The 18,479-nt window shown below is 71.0% G+C and carries 16 protein-coding genes and 1 tRNA gene; 11 read left to right on the top strand and 6 right to left on the bottom strand.

Features of this window, described 5'->3' with window-relative positions:
• Nucleotides 1–74: 74 nt before the first annotated feature.
• The 4 genes from pstS to pstB all read left to right on the top strand — a co-directional run bounded on the left by pstS (nucleotide 75) and on the right by pstB (nucleotide 4,405).
• Nucleotides 75–1,169: a phosphate ABC transporter substrate-binding protein PstS gene (pstS, locus tag FM125_RS04015; protein WP_087133717.1), complete on the top strand. Its 1,095-nt coding sequence runs from the start codon at nucleotides 75–77 to the stop codon at nucleotides 1,167–1,169.
• 167 nt (nucleotides 1,170–1,336) lie between these two features.
• A complete protein-coding gene (pstC, locus tag FM125_RS04020) occupies nucleotides 1,337–2,305 on the top strand; it encodes a phosphate ABC transporter permease subunit PstC (RefSeq protein ID WP_087133718.1) in 969 nt (322 codons plus the stop codon).
• 137 nt (nucleotides 2,306–2,442) lie between these two features.
• Nucleotides 2,443–3,531: a phosphate ABC transporter permease PstA gene (gene pstA, locus FM125_RS04025; protein WP_087133737.1), complete on the top strand. Its 1,089-nt coding sequence runs from the start codon at nucleotides 2,443–2,445 to the stop codon at nucleotides 3,529–3,531.
• 94 nt (nucleotides 3,532–3,625) lie between these two features.
• The gene (gene pstB, locus FM125_RS04030; protein WP_087133719.1) at nucleotides 3,626–4,405 is read left to right on the top strand and encodes a phosphate ABC transporter ATP-binding protein PstB; all 780 of its coding nucleotides are present in this window, start codon (nucleotides 3,626–3,628) and stop codon (nucleotides 4,403–4,405) included.
• Nucleotides 4,406–4,634: 229 nt separating this feature from the next.
• Here pstB and FM125_RS04035 read toward each other — a convergent pair whose 3' ends face one another.
• From FM125_RS04035 to FM125_RS04045, 3 genes are all read right to left on the bottom strand, one after another.
• Complete coding sequence (locus tag FM125_RS04035) at nucleotides 4,635–5,660, bottom strand: inorganic phosphate transporter (protein ID WP_087133720.1); 1,026 nt, start codon at nucleotides 5,658–5,660, stop codon at nucleotides 4,635–4,637.
• 10 nt (nucleotides 5,661–5,670) lie between these two features.
• Nucleotides 5,671–6,297: a hypothetical protein gene (locus FM125_RS04040; protein WP_087133721.1), complete on the bottom strand. Its 627-nt coding sequence runs from the start codon at nucleotides 6,295–6,297 to the stop codon at nucleotides 5,671–5,673.
• 182 nt (nucleotides 6,298–6,479) lie between these two features.
• Nucleotides 6,480–7,154, bottom strand: a complete 675-nt coding sequence (locus FM125_RS04045) for a hypothetical protein (protein ID WP_070638622.1) — start codon at nucleotides 7,152–7,154, stop codon at nucleotides 6,480–6,482.
• Nucleotides 7,155–7,261: 107 nt separating this feature from the next.
• Between FM125_RS04045 and FM125_RS04050 the strand changes: the two genes are divergently transcribed.
• Nucleotides 7,262–7,334, top strand: a tRNA-Lys gene (locus FM125_RS04050).
• Between the two features lie 165 nt (nucleotides 7,335–7,499).
• Here the strand turns inward: FM125_RS04050 and FM125_RS04055 are convergent.
• Both FM125_RS04055 and FM125_RS04060 read right to left on the bottom strand, forming a co-directional pair.
• Entirely contained in the window at nucleotides 7,500–8,840 is a 1,341-nt protein-coding gene (locus FM125_RS04055; RefSeq protein ID WP_087133722.1) for a D-arabinono-1,4-lactone oxidase, read from the bottom strand.
• On the bottom strand, nucleotides 8,837–10,129 hold the full coding sequence (locus FM125_RS04060) for an alanine racemase (protein WP_245829786.1): 1,293 nt from the start codon (nucleotides 10,127–10,129) through the stop codon (nucleotides 8,837–8,839). The genes FM125_RS04055 and FM125_RS04060 overlap by 4 nt, the downstream gene beginning before the upstream one ends.
• A 15-nt stretch (nucleotides 10,130–10,144) precedes the next feature.
• Here FM125_RS04060 and FM125_RS04065 point away from each other — a divergent pair, with 15 nt between their 5' ends.
• Together FM125_RS04065 and FM125_RS04070 are read left to right on the top strand one after the other, a co-directional pair.
• The gene (locus FM125_RS04065; protein ID WP_087133723.1) at nucleotides 10,145–10,858 is read left to right on the top strand and encodes an alpha/beta hydrolase; all 714 of its coding nucleotides are present in this window, start codon (nucleotides 10,145–10,147) and stop codon (nucleotides 10,856–10,858) included.
• Between the two features lie 152 nt (nucleotides 10,859–11,010).
• Nucleotides 11,011–11,988 carry a hypothetical protein gene (locus tag FM125_RS04070; RefSeq protein ID WP_143745215.1) on the top strand — a complete coding sequence of 326 codons (978 nt, stop codon included), beginning with the start codon at nucleotides 11,011–11,013 and terminating at the stop codon, nucleotides 11,986–11,988.
• Between the two features lie 103 nt (nucleotides 11,989–12,091).
• Here the strand turns inward: FM125_RS04070 and FM125_RS04075 are convergent, their stop codons facing one another.
• The gene (locus FM125_RS04075; protein WP_245829788.1) at nucleotides 12,092–13,384 is read right to left on the bottom strand and encodes a DUF445 domain-containing protein; all 1,293 of its coding nucleotides are present in this window, start codon (nucleotides 13,382–13,384) and stop codon (nucleotides 12,092–12,094) included.
• Between the two features lie 232 nt (nucleotides 13,385–13,616).
• Here FM125_RS04075 and FM125_RS04080 point away from each other — a divergent pair, with 232 nt between their 5' ends.
• The 4 genes from FM125_RS04080 to FM125_RS04095 all read left to right on the top strand — a co-directional run bounded on the left by FM125_RS04080 (nucleotide 13,617) and on the right by FM125_RS04095 (nucleotide 18,469).
• Nucleotides 13,617–14,573: a glycerophosphodiester phosphodiesterase family protein gene (locus FM125_RS04080; protein WP_087133725.1), complete on the top strand. Its 957-nt coding sequence runs from the start codon at nucleotides 13,617–13,619 to the stop codon at nucleotides 14,571–14,573.
• Between the two features lie 71 nt (nucleotides 14,574–14,644).
• Nucleotides 14,645–16,318, top strand: coding sequence for an ABC transporter substrate-binding protein (locus FM125_RS04085; RefSeq protein WP_087133726.1), 1,674 nt, complete (start codon nucleotides 14,645–14,647; stop codon nucleotides 16,316–16,318).
• A gap of 145 nt (nucleotides 16,319–16,463) precedes the next feature.
• Nucleotides 16,464–17,468, top strand: a complete 1,005-nt coding sequence (locus FM125_RS04090; RefSeq protein ID WP_087133727.1) for an ABC transporter permease — start codon at nucleotides 16,464–16,466, stop codon at nucleotides 17,466–17,468.
• Entirely contained in the window at nucleotides 17,465–18,469 is a 1,005-nt protein-coding gene (locus FM125_RS04095) for an ABC transporter permease (protein WP_087133728.1), read from the top strand. Before FM125_RS04090 ends, FM125_RS04095 begins: the two co-directional genes overlap by 4 nt.
• Nucleotides 18,470–18,479: the final 10 nt, after the last annotated feature.

An 18,479-nucleotide genomic window follows, 5' to 3' on the forward strand; every position in this document is an offset into this window, starting at 1 on the left:
CCCCAGGCGATCCACGTTGCTGACACCGGCTCCCGCCACCACTGTCATCCGACCTCCGAAAGGGGCACTTCCCGATGAAGACTCTTCGTGCAGGCCGCGCCGCGGCCCTCCTGTCCGTTGCCGCCCTGGCCCTGACCGCCTGCTCCTCCGCCGACAATGGCGACTCCGACTCCGAGAACGGCAAGGGCAAGGAGGAGGCCTCGCAGGCCTCGGGCACCCTGACCGGCGGCGGTGCCTCGTCGCAGGAGGCAGCCATGGGTGCGTGGACCGCCGGTGTCTCCGACGAGGCCCCCGAGCTGACCGTGAAGTATGATCCGGTGGGTTCCGGCAACGGTCGTGAGGGCTTCCTGTCCGGCCAGTACTCCTTCGCCGGCTCTGACGCCGCCATGGGCGAGGACGAGGACCCCACCGAGGTCTGTGGCGAGAAGGGCGCGTTCCACGTGCCGGCCTACATCTCCCCGATCGCCGTGGCCTACAACCTCGACGGCGTCGAGGGCGTCCAGATGGACGCCGAGACCATCGCCAAGATCTTCTCCGGTGAGATCACCAAGTGGAACGACCCGGCCATCGCTGACCAGAACGAGGGCGTCGAGCTGCCGGAGAAGGACATCACCGTCGTCCACCGCTCCGACGACTCGGGCACCACCGAGAACTTCACCGCCTACCTCACCGAGGCCGCCGGCGACGCCTGGAAGTACGATGAGATCGAGACCTGGCCGTCCGAGATCCAGGCCGAGTCCGCTCAGGGCACTAAGGGTGTCGTGGGTCTGGCCTCCGACACCGACGGTGCGATCACCTACGCCGACGCCTCCGCCACCGGCGACATGAACACCGTGAAGGTGAAGGTCGGCGAGGAGTACGTCGAGTACTCCTCCGAGGCCGCCGCCGCCACCGTGGACAAGTCCGAGGCCAAGGAGGACGGCTCCATCGAGCTGGACCGCGCCACCGAGGAGGAGGGCGTCTACCCGATCGTCCTCGTCTCCTACCACATCTACTGCAACGAGTACCAGGACCAGGAGACCGCCGACCAGGTCAAGGCCTTCGCGTCCTACGTGATCTCCGAGGACGGCCAGAAGGCCTCGGAGGAGTCCGCGGGCAACGCCCCGATCTCCGAGGAGACCCGCAAGGCCGCCCAGGAGCGCATCGACGCGATCGCCGCCCAGGGCTGACCCGCCTGGCCTGATCCACTGCGCGCTGTGACGCCGCCGTCAGCCGTCGGCCCCGTGTCAAACGGGGTCGACGGCTGACGCCGTGGACAGGGCCCCGGCATTGCTCCATCCCCACTGTGGGCCTGCGCCGACGGGTCCGCTCCACCACTGACACAAGGGAAGGCATCGTGACCTCACCTGCACCCGAGACCGCAGCCCCGCGGGCCTCGACCCTGAAGACCTCACGCGGCGGTGTCGCCGGGGACAAGGTCTTCTCCGGTCTGGCCCTCGCCGCGGGCATCATCATCCTGCTGGTGCTCGCCTTCGTGGCGATCTTCCTCGTCTGGAAGTCGTTGCCGGCCCTGTTCCCGGAGGCGTTCGACAAGGAACTGAAGTCCGCGGACACCTTCTTCCAGTATGTGTGGCCGCTCATGGCGGGCACCGTGATGGCCGCGATGGCCGCCTTGCTGATCGCCACCCCGATCGCCGTGGGCGTCGCGCTGTTCATCTCTCACTACGCACCGCCGAAGATCGCCCAGCCGGTCGGCTACGTCATCGATCTGCTCGCCGCGATCCCCTCGGTGGTCTACGGCGTGTGGGGCTGGCTCACCCTCGCCCCGCTCATGGTGCCGATCTACCGGTGGCTGCACGAGTACCTGGGCTGGCTGCCGATCTTCGGCGGCGACGTCACCACCACCGGTCGCACGCTGATGACCTCCGGTGTGGTCCTGGCGGTCATGATCCTCCCGATCATCACCGCCCTGTGCCGCGAGATCTTCTCCCAGACCCCGAAGCTGCACGAGGAGGCCGCGCTGGGCCTCGGCGCCACCCGCTGGGAGATGATCAAGATGACCGTCTTCCCGTTCGCCCGCGCCGGCATCGTCTCCTCGGTCATGCTCGGCCTGGGCCGTGCGCTCGGTGAGACCATGGCCGTCACCCTGGTCCTGTCCCCGGGCGTGTTCACCTGGTCCATGGTCCAGTCCGGCCGCAACGCCACGATCCCGTCCGAGATCGCACTGAACTTCCCGGAGGCCTTCGGCATCCGTCTCAACGAGCTGATCGCCGCGGGCCTGATGCTGTTCATCATCACCCTGGTGGTGAACATGATCGCCCGCTGGATCGTGAACAAGCACAAGGAATTCTCGGGGGCCAACTGATGAACTCGACTGTGAACCACACTCCGGCCGAGACCGGGACCACCCCCGGCGACCGCGGCCAGCGCCGCGGGGAGGAGGAGAAGATCCGCGTGCAGCGGTCCTCGCTGACCTCCGGTCAGAAGCCCTCGTGGACCTGGATGGCCGTCCTGGCCGGAGCCCTGGCGGTCGCCGCCGGGCTGACCTTCCTGCTCACCGGCGGAGGCTTCTCCGTCGGGGGCTTCGCCGTCCTGCTGGGCATCCTCTACGTGGTGGGCATGTACATCGTCGACCACTTCCTGGAGACGAGGCGCCGCGCCACGGACAACCTGTGGCGCAACCTGGTCTGGGGGACCTTCCTCGTCGCCCTGGTCCCGCTGGTCTCCGTGATCTGGTCTGTGGTGGGCACCGGCCTGCCGACCCTGGTCACCCAGCCCCACTTGCTGCTGTTCGACATGGCCGGTGTCACCGGCGCGGACGACGCGGCCTACGCCGACGGCGGCTCCCCGGCCGGCGGACTGCCGGGCGGCTTCGTCCACGCTCTGATCGGCACCGTGATGATCACCTTGATCGCCACCGTGATCTCCGTGCCGATCGGCCTGCTGACCTCCATCTACCTGGTGGAGTACAGCCGGGACAACTGGTTCTCCCGCGCCATCATCTTCTTCGTGGACGTGATGACCGGCATCCCCTCGATCGTGGCGGGCCTCTTCTCCTTCGCGATGATGCAGGTCGTCATGGAGCGCATCCTCGGTCCGGGCCCGGCGGCCATGCAGGCTGTGAAGATGGGCTTCTCGGCAGCCATCGCGCTGTCCGTGCTGATGATCCCGGTGGTGGTCCGCTCCACCGAGGAGATGCTGCGCGTGGTCCCGAACGAGCTGCGCGAGGGCTCCTACGCGCTGGGCGTGCGCAAGTGGCGCACCATCTTCAAGGTGGTCCTGCCGACGGCGATCTCCGGCATCGCCTCCGGCGTCACCCTCGCGATCGCCCGTGTGGCCGGTGAGACCGCGCCTATCCTGGTGACCGCGGGCTACGCGATGAACATCAACTGGAACCCGTTCGACGAATGGATGACCGCCCTGCCGGTGTTCATCTACCGTCAGCTCGTGGCCCCGACGTCCCCGACCGCCACCGACCCGTCGCTCCAGCGCGCGTGGGCCGCGGCCCTGGTCCTCATCGTGATCGTCATGGGCCTGAACCTGATCGCACGCGTGATCGCCAAGGCGTTCGCCCCGAAGACGGGCCGCTGACCGGGATCGGCGCGGAGACCCATGCCTCCGCGCCGGCCCTACAGCCCCGCACAGACTCCCGCTCCACAGCGACTCCCCAGAAGGAAAACCGCACATGTCCAAGCGCATCCAGGCCATCGACGTCGACGTCTTCTACGGCAAGTTCAAGGCCGTCGAGGGCGTGAACATCGACATCGCCCCCCGCTCCGTCACCGCCTTCATCGGCCCGTCCGGCTGCGGCAAGACCACCTTCCTGCGCGCCATCAACCGCATGCACGAGGTGCTCCCGGGCGCCCACGTCGAGGGTTCCCTGTTGCTCGACGGCGAGGACATCTACGGCCAGGGCGTGGACCCGGTGGCCGTCCGTTCGCAGATCGGCATGGTGTTCCAGCGTCCGAACCCGTTCCCGACCATGTCGATCCGGGAGAACGTGCTGGCCGGATACAAGCTCAACGGCACTCGCCTGGGCCGTTCCGAGGCGGACTCGATCGTGGAGAAGTCCCTGCGCGGCGCGAACCTCTGGAACGAGGTCAAGGACCGCCTGGACAAGCCGGGCTCCGGCCTCTCCGGCGGCCAGCAGCAGCGCCTCTGCATCGCCCGCACCATCGCCGTGTCCCCGGATGTGATCCTCATGGACGAGCCCTGCTCGGCCCTGGACCCGATCTCCACCCTCGCCGTGGAGGACCTCATCAACGAGATGAAGGAGAAGTACACGGTCATCGTCGTGACCCACAACATGCAGCAGGCCGCCCGTGTGGCGGACAAGACCGCGTTCTTCAACATCGCGGGCGTCGGCAAGCCGGGCAAGCTCATCGAGTATGACGAGACCAACGTCATCTTCAACAACCCCTCGAACCAGCAGACCGAGGACTACGTCTCCGGCCGCTTCGGCTGATCGCCGCCGCCTCCCCTTCGGGAAGCACACCACGACGTCGGCTCCGTCGCCTTCTCGAGGCGACGGAGCCGTCGTCGTCTCCTCACTGTCCAAAGGACCCACCCTCCACGGTTTGAGGGGCAGACACGGGGTTGAGATCGCAGAACGTGGCCGTGTTGTATCCCCGAAACGGGAGGTCGGTCCCCAAAACGGCCGGCGGGTCCCCGAAACGGCAGGCCGGGACGCCGGCTCAGGCGAGGACGAGGACGCCGCCGGCGAGGATGAAGGACAGCACCAGGCAGACGGCCGGGGTGGCGAGCCACCACAGGAAGACGCGGGCCAGCTGGCCCCAGCGGACCGAGGCGAAGGTCTGGTCCTGGCCGGCGCCGACGATCGAGGCGACCGTCATGTGGGTGGAGGACATCGGCATGTGCAGCAGCAGCGTTCCGAAGAACAGCCAGGCGGCGGCGGTGCCGGCGGCCACGGAGGCGCGCAGCGGGTCCAGGGAGACGAGCCGCTCGGTGAGGGTCCAGGAGATGCGCCAGGCTCCGCCCAGGGTGCCGATCGCTGTGGCCAGGGCGAACGCGCCCGCGCAGGCCCAGAGCTGCGCCGGAGGCAGGGCCGCGAGCTCGCGCGCGCCGGCGCTGGCCAGGACCAGGGCCCAGAGGATGCCCATGCGCTGGCCGGTCTGCATGCCGTGGCCGAACGCGGAGGCGGACGTGGAGATCGCCAGGGCGAGCCGGGCGCGGTGCTGGACGCGGACGGTGGAGCCGGTGGTTCCGAGCCGCAGCAGGGGGCGGGTCAGCAGACGCGCGAAGGCCCAGGCGATGAGCGGGGAGATCAGCAGGCCCACGAGCAGCTCCCACTGGACGAAGGAGACGACCTGCTCGATCTGATCGCTGCCCACCGTCAGGTGCGCGGCGATCGTGGTGCCCCAGAGGGCGGAGATCAGGGAGTGCGTGGTGGATCCGGGGATGCGGCGCCACCACATGAGCAGGCCCCAGCCGATCGTCACGAGGATGGCGATGCCGGTGGTGGCCAGGCCCGGCCAGCCGTTGGTCTCCGGGTGCAGGAAGAACGCCGCGTAGAACGTCATCAGGGTGGTGCCGAAGAGGACGCCGAGCGCCTTCATGGCGGCGGTGAGCTGCAGGGAGATGCGCGGGGACAGGGAGCGGAAGCGGACCGCGAGGGCCACGGAGTTCGGGGCGTCGCGGAAGCCAGTGAGGACGCCGAGGCCGCAGATGGCCACAAAGCTCAGGGTGAGGCCGAGGAGCACGGTGGCGGCCTCAGGACTCGCGCACGAGGACGGCACCGAGGTGCGTGTTCACATCGCGCAGGGCCTCGATGGCGGACTGCAGCGCCCAGGCGACCTCGCGCCGGCGGTTGAATTCGCGTTGCAGCAGGTCCTCGCCGAAGGAGGCGAGCCACTGCACGAGCACCCGGTCCGTGCGGCGGGAGGCGCGGGTGAGCTGGATCCAGGTCTCCTCCAGGGCGTCCAGGTCCCGGAGCTGCTCGGTGGCGTCCGTGAGCAGCTCGGACTGGCGGCCGATGGTCTCCAGCATGTCCAGGGCCTCGGCCGGCAGGTCGTCCATGCGACCGTGGTGCACCAGGAAGCCGGCGGTCACCACACGCTGCACGGCGTGGTGGATTCCGGAGGCGAGCAGGTACAGGTCTTCGCGGGGCAGGGGGGTGACGTAGGCGCTGCGCAGCGCTGTGAGGAAGGCCATGAGGGAGGCGGAGGCGGAGGCGTCCAGGTTCGCGAGGTCGCGGTCCACGGCGTCTCGGGAGGACCCCTCGGAGACGGGGGACTGGGCCACAACGTGGACGGAGCGGCCGAGTGCGCCGGCGAGGTCCGCCATGTGGATCAGGGCCGGGGTGTCGCGGGTGGTCAGCCAGGTCCGGCGCTGCGCCATGGGGCCTCTCCTGACGGGTCTCGGGCCGGCGGCCCGGCGGCTGCCGGCGCCGTCTGCGGCCGGCGTGGGTGCGGTGGAAGGGGGGGCGCGGTGCCGGACCGGGAACGCCTCTCGGCGGATGGCCGCTCGCAGCGGCAGAATGTTGGAGCCCGGGGTTACCAGCAGCCCGGCACCGCTGTCTGTCAGTCTAGCGATCCGTCACGCCAGCCACGAGCCGAGTCCTCGAGCGCCTCCGCGGTGCCCAGCAGCCGCTCGGCACGGCGCGTGAGGCGTACGGCGTGTGCGGGGGCGGCGATCTCCAGGTCCTCCGCGTGGCGGGTCTGGCCGAGGGAGACCACACGGGCGTAGGCGGCGGCGCGTTCGAAGGCCACGTCGATCTCGGCACGGTAGGCACCGGTGAGGATCGTGGTGGTCAGGCGACGCAGTTCCTCCGGCCCCGGCGGCTCCACGGCCCCGGCGACCGCGCGGGCCACGTGGGCGTCATGGCCTGCCCGGTACCAGGCGGCCCAGGACTCGCCGTCCCGCGCGGTGGCCTCGTGCAGGGCGTAGAGGCGCCAGAGTGCCCCGGCCAGGGAGACGGCCGGCGCGTCCGCCCAGAGCTCCGCCACGGTGGCGATCCCCACCTCCTCGACCAGCCCGATGAGCCGCTCGACCACCTGCGGGTCGTCCTCCGTCTGCCCGCCCGTGACGAGGGCATGGGCCAGGCGGGAGGCGGCGGCGGAGACCTCGGCCGGGTCTTCTCCGCCGGCGAACCGGGCCAGCTCGTCCGGCGTGGACATCCGCGGACGATGGTGGCGGACCGGCCGGGACGCGGTCGAGCTGGCTCCCCGTCCGGAGGTGGCGCGGTGGACGGCCATGGGCGGACTCCTTCTCACGATCGTGGGCGGGAGCCCCACGGTACTCTCCCACGGCGGGCCGGTGCCCTGCGGTAGGCTCGAGAGGCCCGGTGCGAGCACCGGGCGACGGGCCTTTAGCTCAGTTGGCAGAGCATCGGACTTTTAATCCGCCGGTCGCGGGTTCGATCCCCGCAGGGCCCACCGAGCACCCGCGCCCACGCGGCGCGGAACGGCCCCTTGCCCGCGAAGTGAGGGGCCGTCGTCGTCCCTTGCCACGGTTGACGGCCGGACGCCCCCGCTTCACGACGACGGTCCCGCCGCCGTGACGTGTGCCGTCACCGGGGCCGTGTCCTCGCCTCGGGAGCGTCAGGGCCCGAACAGCCGGTCCACGTAGGCGTTGGTGAAGACGCGCTGCGGGTCCACGGCGTCGCGAACGGAGCACCAGTCCGCGTGATGCGGGTAGGCCTGCGCGGCCCAGGCGGCGTCGCGGGTGTTCATCTTGCCCCAGTGCGGGCGGCCGCCCAGGGAGACGAACAGGTCCTCGACCTCGCGGAAGTAGTCGGTCGGGTCCTCACGGTGGTAGCGGTGCACGGCGATGTACACGGAGTCCCGGCCGTGCGCGGTGGACAGCCAGACGTCGTCCGCGGCGGCGGTGCGGACCTCCACGGGGAAGGAGACTCCGCGGCCGTCCCGGAACATGCCGGCGCAGATCTCGCGGAGCCCGGCGAAGGCCTCCTCGAAGTGCTCCAGCGGCATCGCGTATTCCATCTCCGTGAACCGCACGGAGCGGTCCGCCACGAACACGTTGTAGGAGACGTCCGTGTAGGTGCGCTGGTCCAGGCCGCGGCAGGCGATCCCGTTCAGCACGGGCACGGTGCGCGGCACGGCGGCACCCAGCCGGCACATGAGCTCGTAGGCGCCGTTGGCGAGCAGCCCGTCCATGACCTTCGTGCGCAGCGGCGGCAGCGGGTCCAGCCCCGAGCCGAGGGGAAGGCGGGTGTTCAGCTTGGTCAGCCCCACGCCCGAGCCCGGGAACCAGTAGAACTCGTGGTGGTCGGCGGTGCGGGAGCGCTCCCGGAAGCGGGCCACGGTCTCGTCGATCGGTTCGGCGCGCTCCTCGGCGCGCAGCAGGAAGGACTCGCACACGGCGAGCTCCACCTCGGTGACCACCCCGAGTGCTCCCAGGCTCACCCGGGCGGCCTCGAACAGTTCGGGCTCGTGGGCCGCGTCCACGCGGCGCAGGCGACCGTCCGCGGTGAGGATCTCCAGGCCCGTGACCATGCCCGAGTAGCCGGTGTGCCCGAGGCCGGTGCCGTGGGTGGAGGTGCTGATCGCTCCGCCGAGGGTCTGCCGGTCGATGTCACCCATGTTCGCCAGGGCGAGCCCGTGGGCGCCGAGCAGCGGGCCGAGCGCGGACAGGCGCGTGCCGGCGCGCACCCGCACCCGGCCTGCCTGGCGGTCGATCCCCGTGAGGCCGGTCAGCGCGCCGAGGTCCAGCTGCACGTCGTCCGTGGCGGCGACGGGGGAGAAGGAGTGTCCGGCGCCGATGGGCTTCACCCGCCCGCCGCGCGCAGCCGCCTGCTCCACCGCCGAGGCGAGCTCCTCGACTCCGGCGGGACGGACGACAGCCGACGGCGTCCACGACTGGGACCGGCACCAGTTGTAGGCGGTGGGGCGGGTCGGCGTCCCTGCTGACGATGCGCTCACAGGAAGACCTTCCCCTCGCCGCGGTAGGTGGGCCAGACGTCCACGATCTCGTCCTCCACGCGGCAGTAGACGGCCACGGCGGACAGGTGCTCGGCAGGCTCGCCGGCCTTCGCGTGGCGGAAGAACACCGGGTCGCCGAGCTTCATCCCGCGGGCGGCCGTGCCGCGCAGCGGGGTCTGCACCTCGCCGGCGCCCTCCTGCCCGGAGAGGGACAGGCCCTCCGGCCAGGCCACGGTGGGGGAGCGGTCCGGCCCCGGCACGCCGGAAGCGATCCAGCCGCCGCCGGTGACGGTGACGGTGGTCGGGTCGGTGCGCCGCGCCACCGGGCAGATGAAGAAGCTCGCGGGGCGGACGGTGAAGTGCGCGAAGGCGTCGAAGCTGGCCGGCCCCAGCAGGCCGGAGCCGGCGCCGACCTCGGTGACCGCCCCTTCGGCGACCGTGGACTCGATCGAGCCGGTGCCGCCGCCGTTGACGAACTCCAGCTGCACGCCGTGGCGGGCGGTGACCTCGCGGATCGCCTGCACCATCTCCACCCGGCGGCAGGCCAGGTCCCGGATGGAGGCGGCCTTGATGCCTCGGATCGCCAGGGAGCGGGGTCCGCCGCCCTCCGGCAGGCCGGCCACCTGGCCCTCATAGGCGAGCACGCCCACCAGGGAGCAGCCGGGGGCGCCGAGGATCTTCTCCGCCATCACGCGCGCCTGCTTCGGGGTCTTCACGGGTGAGCGGAGGGCGCCGACGCGGAGCCAGGGGACGGCGGTCGGCTGCCAGGCGGCGTCCAGGTCCAGGCAGAGGCGCAGCGGCGGCATCTCGCCGGTGGACTGGGAGGGGTGCAGGCCGGCCTCGCGCTGGACCTGCTCGATCAGCTCGAGGTGCTCGGGCGAGTCCACCGTCACGGTGATCGCGGCGCGGGCCTCGGCGGAGCGGACCCAGGCGTGCAGGGCCGGACGGTCCACGGTGGGGTAGGCGACCAGCAGGTCCGTGTGGCCGCACTCCTGCAGCCACAGGGCCTCGGCCAGGGTGAAGGCCATGATGCCGGAGAAGCCGTCCTCGCCGAGGGCGGCCTCGATGGCCCTGCGGATGCGCAGGGACTTGGAGGCCACGCGGATCGGCGTGCCCGCGGCGCGGCGGACCATGTCCGCGGCGTTGGCGAGGAAGGCCGTGATGTCCAGCAGGGCGACGGGCGCAGGGGGCAGCTCGTTCTGCATGCGCCGGAGCGCGGCCGTGTACTTCTCGAACGGCGGCCGCGGCGCCACGACGGCGGAGGCCTGGGCAGACGTGTGCTTTGTCACGGCTACGATTGCACCATGTCCGGGACCGCCCTGCCAGCTTCAGAACGCCTCGAATCCGGAGTCCACGCGCTCTGGTCCCGCCCCGCCGCGGAGCGGGACGGCACTGACCTGGTCCTCGTCTTCCACGGGTACGGCTCGAACGAGCGGCGCGCGGGTGCACGCCTCTTCCCGATGCTCCCCGAACGCTGCACCGGGCTCGCCCTCCGCGGCGGGCTCGAGATCGACGCCGGAGCCACGGAGGGGCTGCCGGACGACCCGGGCGCCTGGGGCTGGTTCCTGCTGGACCTGAGTCTGAAGGGCGAGTTCTCCCAGGTCCTCGCCGCCGTGCACCGCGTCTACGACGTCCTCGCGGACGAGGCCGTGACCCGCCACCGCTTCCGGTCCGTCTCCGTGCTCGGCTTCTCCCAGGGCATGGCCATGGCGACGACGGCCATCCGGGTCCGCCCCGAGGCCTTCGCCTGCGGCGTGGGGCTGGCCGGATTCGTCCTCCAGGACGCCCTCCTGTCGACCCTCGACTCGCCCCCGGAGGGCCCCGGGCCGCGCCCCTTCTTCTGGGGCCGGGACCCGGCCGACCCCGTCATCCACGACGGTGCGATCGCCTACACGGACCACTGGGTGCACGAGCACACCCGGCTCACCGCCCGCACCTACCCGGGCATCCTGCACTCGGTCAGCCCGGAGATGGGCCGGGACGTGAAGATCTTCCTGGAGCACGTGCTCGCCTCCTGAGGCGTGCAGGTCCGGCCGGTGCGAGCCGGGAGCCCCCCGCGGTGCAGGCGCATGCCCCGTGGCGGGCCCTGCCCTCCGGTCCGTCACGCCCTCAGCGCACAAGGCCCCTCAGCCCTGCTCCCGCAGCGGCCCCGGGCACTACTGTGGCGCCCATGGCAAAGAACTCCATGCTCGGACGCCTCGCCGGTGGGAAGGCGATGAACGTCGCGATGAACAGTGCATTCGACAAGGACGGCAACCCGACCGACGGGTTCCAGCGGACCGTGCAGCGTGCTATCAAGGTCCAGCGCCCGCTCGTGCTGGCCAACATCCGCCGCCTGCACCGCAAGCACCCGGACGAGACCCCGGCGCAGATCGCGGACCGCCTGACGGACCAGTACCTGCTGGCCGTCACCGGCGCCGGCGCCGCCGTGGGCGGCACCGCGATCATCCCGGGCATCGGCACGGTGGCCGCGCTCGGCCTGTCCGCCGCCGCGGTGGTGGGCTTCATGGAGACCACCGCCCTGTACGCCCAGTCCATCGCGGAGCTGCACGGCATCACCATGGACGATCCGCAGCGTGCCGAGGCCCTTGTCATGGCCGTGATGCTCGGCGACGACGGCAGGAAGATGCTGCGCGACTTCGCCTCCGGCCAGCGCACCGGCGCCCCCCTCCCCGGCGGTGCGGCGAACGCCGCGGGCCTGTCCGCGATCATGGGCATCGGCGGCCAGGGCGGCATGTCCGAGCTCCTCGTCCAGCAGATGAAGAAGAAGTTCATGCGGAAGATCCTCGTCCGCCAGGGCGCCGGCTTCCTCGGCCGTGCGGTCCCGTTCGGCGTCGGTGCCGTGATCGGCGGCGTCGGCAACCGGGCGATGGGCAAGACCGTGGTGAAGTCCGCGCAGACCCTGTTCGGCCCGGTCCCGGCCACCCTCCCCGGCGAGGTCGTGGACCCGACCACCGACCCGGAGCAGGACGAAAAGGAGCTCAATGCCCTCGAGGAGAAGGCGCAGAAGGAGCTCGCCGGCCAGGTGGACCTGGAGGGCAACCAGGTGGCCTCCCCGGTGGACGGCAAGCCCGCCGAGGAGGAGGGCGAGGGCTTTGTCGCCGGCCTCAAGGGCCGCTTCGGCCGCAGGAAGGACAAGAAGGCCTGACGGCCGGTTCCCCGGCACCACCGCCCGGGCAGGCGCCTGCGGAAGGGGACGACGACGGACACCCGCCGTGGCCGTGCGTCGTGCCCCTCCCTCGTGCCGGGGGCTAGAGCAGGACCGTGGCCAGGGTGTGGATCACCAGGCCGGCCAGCGCGCCCACCACGGAGCCGTTGATGCGGATGAACTGCAGGTCCTTGCCCACGAAGAGCTCGAGGGTGCGGGCGGTCTGCTCGCCGTCCCACCGCTGCACGGTCTCCTCGATCACGCCGGTCAGCTCCGGGCCGTACTCGGTCAGTGCCGAAGCGGCGGCCTGACGGGCCAGGGAGTCCACGCGCTCCCGGACCTCCGGGTCCTCCTCGAGGCGGCCGCCGAGGTCCCGCAGCCCGTTCACGAGGGCGCGGTGCAGGTCCGAGGACGTGTCCTCCAGGGCCCGCAGCAGGGACTCGGACAGGCCGTTCCAGGCGCGGCGCAGCCAGTCCCGCAGGTGCTCGTCCGCGAAGAGGTTCCGCTTGAGGCGCTCCACGGACGCGCGGGTCGCCCGGTCCGTGCGCATGCGCTCGGCCACCTGGGCGAGCCACTGGTCCACGGAGCGGCGCGCCTCATGGCGCCGGTCCCGGCGGACGCCGGCGAGGTACTTGAGCAGCTCGGCGTGCAGGCGCTCGGCCAGCAGCCGGTCCACCAGGTCCGGGCTCCACTCCGGGGACCTCTTCTTCACGGTCTCCAGGATGACCTCGGGGTGGGAGGCGATCCAGTCTCCGGTGTTCTCCACGATCAGGTCCACGAGCGTGTCGTGGTGTCGTCCGGCCAGCACGTCCTCCAGCACGCCGGCGAGCGTGGGGGACCAGTCCGGCTCCACCATGTGCCGCTGCACGAGCTGGCCGAGCAGGTCCTGGATGACCTCGTCGTCCGCGGCGGCCACGGTCCGGCGGGCGACGGCGGAGACCTGGACGGCCACGCGGGCGGCGTTCTCCTCCGTGCGCAGCCAGCGCCCCAGCGGGGCGGACACCTGCAGGGACTGCACCTTCTCCCGGGCCACGTCCGAGTCCAGGAAGTTCTCCTGGACGAAGTCCTTCAGCGCCGCGCCCAGCTGGTCCTTCTTCCGCGGGATCAGGGCGGTGTGGGGCACGGGCACGCCCATCGGGTGGCGAAACAGGGCGGTCACCGCGAACCAGTCCGCGAGCGCGCCCACCATGCCGCCCTCGGCCGCGGCGCGCACGAAGGACAGCCACGGGTACTGCTCCTGCAGCACGAACGCGACCACGAACACGACCGCCAGGACGACCAGCAGGCCGGTGGCCACCGCCTTCATGCGGCGCAGGTCGCGGGCGCGGCCGTCCACGGCCGGGTCCATCCCAGCCATGCCGAGGGCCGGGGTGCCGGAGGCGGGGGAGGTGCTCACGATGGGCTCCTGGGGGCGAGGCGGACCGGCCCGCCGCCGACGGCGGCGAGACGGGACGGGAGGGTGCGGGCCGTCGTCGGGGAAGGAGGTGCTCCGATCCGGCGGCGACCTGGGATGACGACCATTGAACCAGCCCTGCCGGACGCCGTGGGCCCGAGTGTCCGCCGTCCCGTGGCCGGGGGCATGGCCTGCGTTCACCGCCCGTTCGTCCCGGGCTCGTAGCGTGCACGGCATGACACCGCTGGTGATCGCCCATCGGGGCGCGTCCGCCGACTACGCCGAACACACCCGCGCCGCCTACCTGCACGCCCTCGCCGTGGGCGCGGACGGCCTCGAGTGCGACGTCCGCCTGACCCGGGACCGCGAGCTCGTCTGCTGGCACGACCCCACGGTGGACCGGTGTTCGGACGGCAGCGGGCCGATCGCCGAGCACACCCTCGCCCAGCTGCGCCGTCTGGACGTGCACTCCTGGCATCCGGCGTCCCTGCCCGCCGCCTACGGTCGGGCACGGGACCAGCTGCTGCGCTTCGCCGATCTGCTCGAGATCGCCGCAGCCGCCGGACGGCCCCTGCGCCTGGCCGTCGAGCTCAAGCACCCCTCCCCGTTCGGGCACGAGCTCGAGGAGCGCGTGCTCGCCGAGCTCGTGGCCCACGGCTGGGACCCGGAGACCGGCATGCTCGGCGCTGTGCAGGTGTCCTTCATGTCCTTCGACCCCGGCTCCCTGCGGCACCTGGCGCCGATGGCCGGGCCGGACGCCCTCTGCGCCCTCGTGGACGTGGACCCGGAGCCGGCGGCCTCCCGCCTGGCCCGCGGCCCCGTCACCCGGGTGGCCGTGCGCGCCGCGATGCAGCAGGCGCTCGCCGGCTGCGAGGCCCTCGTGTGGGGCGGCGGCACCCAGCTGGCCGGCCCCTCCGTGGCGTATGTGCGCCGTCACCTCGCGGACGTGAAGGCCTGGACGGCCGCCGGGCGTCGGCTGCGCGTGTGGACCCCGGACCTGCCGGAGGACGTCGCGTTCCTCGTCTCCCACGGGGTGCACGAGCTCACCACCAACCGTCCGGGAGCGGTCCGGCAGCAGCTCGCCGCCGGGGCCGACGGGGCGGCGGCGTCCGTGGGGGTCCGGCAGGGGCGTCAGAGCAGCCCTGTCCACAGGGAACACGCCGCGGGCCTTCATCCTTTGCGTGGAGTGTGAGTATGATCACGGGCAGCCCCGGGACGTGATCAGCGTCACTCGGGGGCCACTCGCGCCGACATGGAGGCACCATGCACGCACGTACCCCCAAGCGCCGTTTCCTGGCCGCCGCGGCCGTCACCGCGTCCGCAGCCCTCGTCCTGGCCGGCTGCGCCGAGTCCCAGCGCGGGGACAACACCGGCGGAGGAACCGACGGGGACGTGGACAGCACGTTCATCTTCGCCGCGTCCTCGGACCCCAAGACCCTGGACCCGGCCTTCGCCTCGGACGGCGAGTCCTTCCGCGTGTCCCGCCAGATCTTCGAAGGCCTCGTGGGCGTGAAGGAGGGCACCGCGGACCCGGCGCCCCTGCTCGCCGAGTCCTGGGAGTCCTCCGAGGACGGCCTGACCTACGAGTTCACCCTGAAGAAGGACGTCACGTTCCACGACGGCACGGAGTTCAACGCCGAGGCGGTCTGCGCGAACTTCGACCGCTGGTACGAGTTCGAGGGCATCGCCCAGTCCGAATCCCTGGCGTACTACTACGGCAAGCTCTACCGCGGCTTCAAGGACAAGCCGGAGGACGCCGTGTACGAGTCCTGCGAGGCCACCGAGGACCACAAGGCCACCGTGAAGCTGAAGCAGCCGTTCGCGGGATTCATCTCCTCGCTGTCCCTGCCGGCGTTCGCCATGCAGTCCCCGACCGCCATGGAGAAGTACGGCGCGGACGAGATCAGCGGCTCCGCCGAGGCCCCGACCCTCTCCGAGTACGCCCGCGAGCACCCGGTGGGCACCGGCCCGTTCAAGTTCGACACGTGGAACGTGGGCGAGAACATCGAGCTCTCCGCCTACGAGGACTACTGGGGCGAGCAGGGCCAGGTCCAGAAGATCAACTTCCGCGTCATCGACGACCCGGTGGCCCGCCGCCAGGCGCTCGAGTCCGGCGGCATCGACGGCTACGACCTCGTGGCCCCGGCTGACGTGCAGTCGCTCAAGGACGCCGGCTTCAACGTGATGAACCGCGATCCGTTCACCATCCTCTACCTCGGCCTGAACCAGGCGAACGAGGAGCTGAAGGATGTGAAGGTCCGCCAGGCGATCGCCTACGCGATCGACAAGGAGGCCCTGGTGAAGCAGACCCTGCCGGAGGGAACCAAGACCGCGATCAACTTCATCCCGGACTCCGTGAACGGCTACACCGAGGATGTGGAGAAGTACGAGTACGACCCGGAGAAGGCGAAGCAGCTGCTGAAGGAGGCCGGCTACGAGGACGGCTTCACCCTCGACTTCAACTACCCGACCGGCGTCTCCCGCCCGTACATGCCGACTCCGGAGCAGGTCTTCTCCAACCTCTCCGGTCAGCTCGAGGAGGTGGGCATCAAGACCGAGGCCAAGCCGCAGAAGTGGTCCCCGGACTACCTGGACCAGATCCAGGCCACGGACGACCACGGCATCCACCTGCTCGGCTGGACCGGCGACTACAACGACACGGACAACTTCGTGGGCGTGTTCTTCGGCGGCCAGAAGCCGGAGTTCGGCTTCGACAACCCGGAGCTGTTCAAGGCGCTCTCCGAGGCCCGCCAGATCCCGGACCTGGACGAGCAGACCCCGAAGTACGAGGAGATCAACACGATGATCTCCGAGTACGTCCCGTCCATCCCGCTGGCCCACCCGGCCCCGTCGCTCGCCTTCTCCGAGCGCGTGACCAGCTACCCGGCCAGCCCGGTGAACGACGAGGTCTACAACCAGATCGAGCTCTCCGAGTGACCTGACCCCTTTGTCCCGTGCATGCGCCGGGCGCCTGATGCGCCCGGCGCATGTCCGGGTTTGGGGGAGGTCACCCCGTCCGAGGGGAGGAACGACGACGGCCCGTCCCGTCCGCCTCCCTCCGCACCTTCCGTGAGGAACCGGAATGCTGAGAATGATCGGCAAGCGCCTGCTGCTGTTGATCCCCACCCTCTTCGGCCTGTCCCTGCTGCTGTTCTGGTGGGTCCGCGCCCTGCCGGGCGGTCCCGCGACCGCGCTGCTGGGCGACAAGGCCACCCCGGAGGCCGTCGCCCGGGTGAACGCCGCCTACGGCTTCGACAAGCCGATCCTGGAGCAGTACGTCACGTACATGGGCAAGATGCTCCAGGGCGACTTCGGCAACTCGATCCTGACCAGCCGGCCCGTGATGGACGAGTTCATCGCTCGCTTCCCGGCCACCCTCGAGCTGTCGATCTTCGCAATCGTCTTCGCCGTGGCCCTGGGCATCCCGCTCGGCTACTGGGCCGCGAAGCACGTGGGGAAGTGGCAGGACCAGTTCGCCGTGGTGCTCTCCCTGCTCGGCGTGGTGGTCCCGGTCTTCTTCCTGGCGTTCCTGCTCAAGTGGGTCTTCGCCGTGGAGCTGGGCTGGCTGCCCACTGACGGGCGCCAGGACGCCCGCATCGACGCGACCCACTACACGAACTTCTACGTGTTCGACGGCCTGATCACGGGCGAGTACGACGCGGCGTGGAACGCGTTCACCCACCTGATCCTGCCGGGCATCGCGCTCGGCACCATCCCGCTCGCGATCATCGCCCGCATCACCCGCGCCTCCGTGCTCGAGGTGCAGAACACGGACTACGTGCGCACCGCGAAGGCCAAGGGCCTGGCCCCGCGCCTGATCCGCGACCGCTTCGTGCTGCGCAACGCGATGCTCCCGGTGGTCACCACGCTCGGCCTGCAGCTGGGCCTGCTGATCTCCGGCGCCGTGCTCACCGAGACGGTGTTCGCGTTCAACGGCATCGGATCGTTCCTCTGGGACGCGATCTTCAACCTGGACTTCCCGGTGCTGCAGGGCTTCATCATCCTGGTCGCCCTGATCTACTCGCTCATCAACCTGGTCGTGGACGTCTCGTACGGCCTGATCGACCCGAGGGTGCGTGTCTCATGAGTGTCAACCTCCCCCCGAACCCGTCCGGCACGCCCGGCGCCGACCTGACCCCCGGCGGCGACTCCGCCGCGGACCAGGGCGTCGCCGCCGGCCAGACGCAGAAGACCTCCGAGCCTGGGATGGACGCCCGCGGCACGAGCCTCTGGAAGGACGCTTTCATCCGGCTGCGCCGGAACCCGGCGGCCATCGCGGGGTTCGTGATCGTGGTGCTCTTCCTGCTGGTCTCGGTGCTCGCCCCGCTGATCGCTCCGCACCCGGGCACCGCAGTGCCGGGCGCCGGCGAGATCACCCCGGGGAGCATCCCGGGACCCGGTGAGATCGACGGCTACCCGCTGGGCCTCGACCGCTTCGGCGGTGACGTCCTGTCCAAGCTGATCTGGGGCGCCCAGGCGTCCCTGATCATCGGCGTCGTCTCCACCGCCCTCGGCCTGATCGGAGGCATGGCCCTGGGCCTGCTCGCCGGCGCCTTCGGCGGCTGGGTGGACTCCGTGGTCATGCGCATCGTGGACATCCTGCTGTCCGTGCCGAACCTGCTGCTCGCGGTGTCGATCGCGGCGGTGCTCGGCCAGAGCCCGAACGCGGTGATGATCGCGATCGGTGTGTCCCAGGTGCCGATCTTCGCCCGCCTGCTGCGCTCCTCGATGCTGTCCCAGAAGGGCCAGGACTACGTGCTGGCCGCCCAGACCCTGGGCCTGTCCCGCCGCACCATCACCATGTCCCACGTGCTGCCGAACTCGGTCGGCCCGGTGATCGTGCAGGCCACCCTGACCCTGGCCACCGCGGTGATCGACGCCGCCGCCCTGTCCTTCCTGGGCCTCGGCGGCGGTCGTCCGGAGACCGCCGAGTGGGGCCGCATGCTGACCTACGCGCAGGCCGAGCTGGGCATCGCCCCGTGGCTCGCGTTCCTGCCGGGCCTCTGCATCGCACTGACCGCCCTGGGCTTCACACTGCTGGGAGAGTCCCTGCGCGAGGCCCTCGACCCCAAGTCCCGCACGAGGTGATCGGACGATG

Source organism: Micrococcus lylae (assembly GCF_900163825.1).
GTDB lineage: Bacteria > Actinomycetota > Actinomycetes > Actinomycetales > Micrococcaceae > Micrococcus > Micrococcus lylae.

Excerpts from the sequence above, each read along its gene's own strand:
- FM125_RS04065 (WP_087133723.1), top strand. The coding sequence starts at position 10,145 with ATGTCCGGGACCGCCCTGCCAGCTTCAGAACGCCTCGAATCCGGAGTC.
- pstS (WP_087133717.1), top strand. The coding sequence starts at position 75 with ATGAAGACTCTTCGTGCAGGCCGCGCCGCGGCCCTCCTGTCCGTTGCC.
- FM125_RS04095 (WP_087133728.1), top strand. The coding sequence starts at position 17,465 with ATGAGTGTCAACCTCCCCCCGAACCCGTCCGGCACGCCCGGCGCCGAC.
- FM125_RS04085 (WP_087133726.1), top strand. The coding sequence starts at position 14,645 with ATGCACGCACGTACCCCCAAGCGCCGTTTCCTGGCCGCCGCGGCCGTC.
- pstA (WP_087133737.1), top strand. The coding sequence starts at position 2,443 with ATGGCCGTCCTGGCCGGAGCCCTGGCGGTCGCCGCCGGGCTGACCTTC.
- FM125_RS04070 (WP_143745215.1), top strand. The coding sequence starts at position 11,011 with ATGGCAAAGAACTCCATGCTCGGACGCCTCGCCGGTGGGAAGGCGATG.
- FM125_RS04090 (WP_087133727.1), top strand. The coding sequence starts at position 16,464 with ATGCTGAGAATGATCGGCAAGCGCCTGCTGCTGTTGATCCCCACCCTC.
- pstB (WP_087133719.1), top strand. The coding sequence starts at position 3,626 with ATGTCCAAGCGCATCCAGGCCATCGACGTCGACGTCTTCTACGGCAAG.
- FM125_RS04045 (WP_070638622.1), bottom strand. The coding sequence starts at position 7,154 with ATGGCCGTCCACCGCGCCACCTCCGGACGGGGAGCCAGCTCGACCGCG.
- FM125_RS04040 (WP_087133721.1), bottom strand. The coding sequence starts at position 6,297 with ATGGCGCAGCGCCGGACCTGGCTGACCACCCGCGACACCCCGGCCCTG.
- FM125_RS04080 (WP_087133725.1), top strand. The coding sequence starts at position 13,617 with ATGACACCGCTGGTGATCGCCCATCGGGGCGCGTCCGCCGACTACGCC.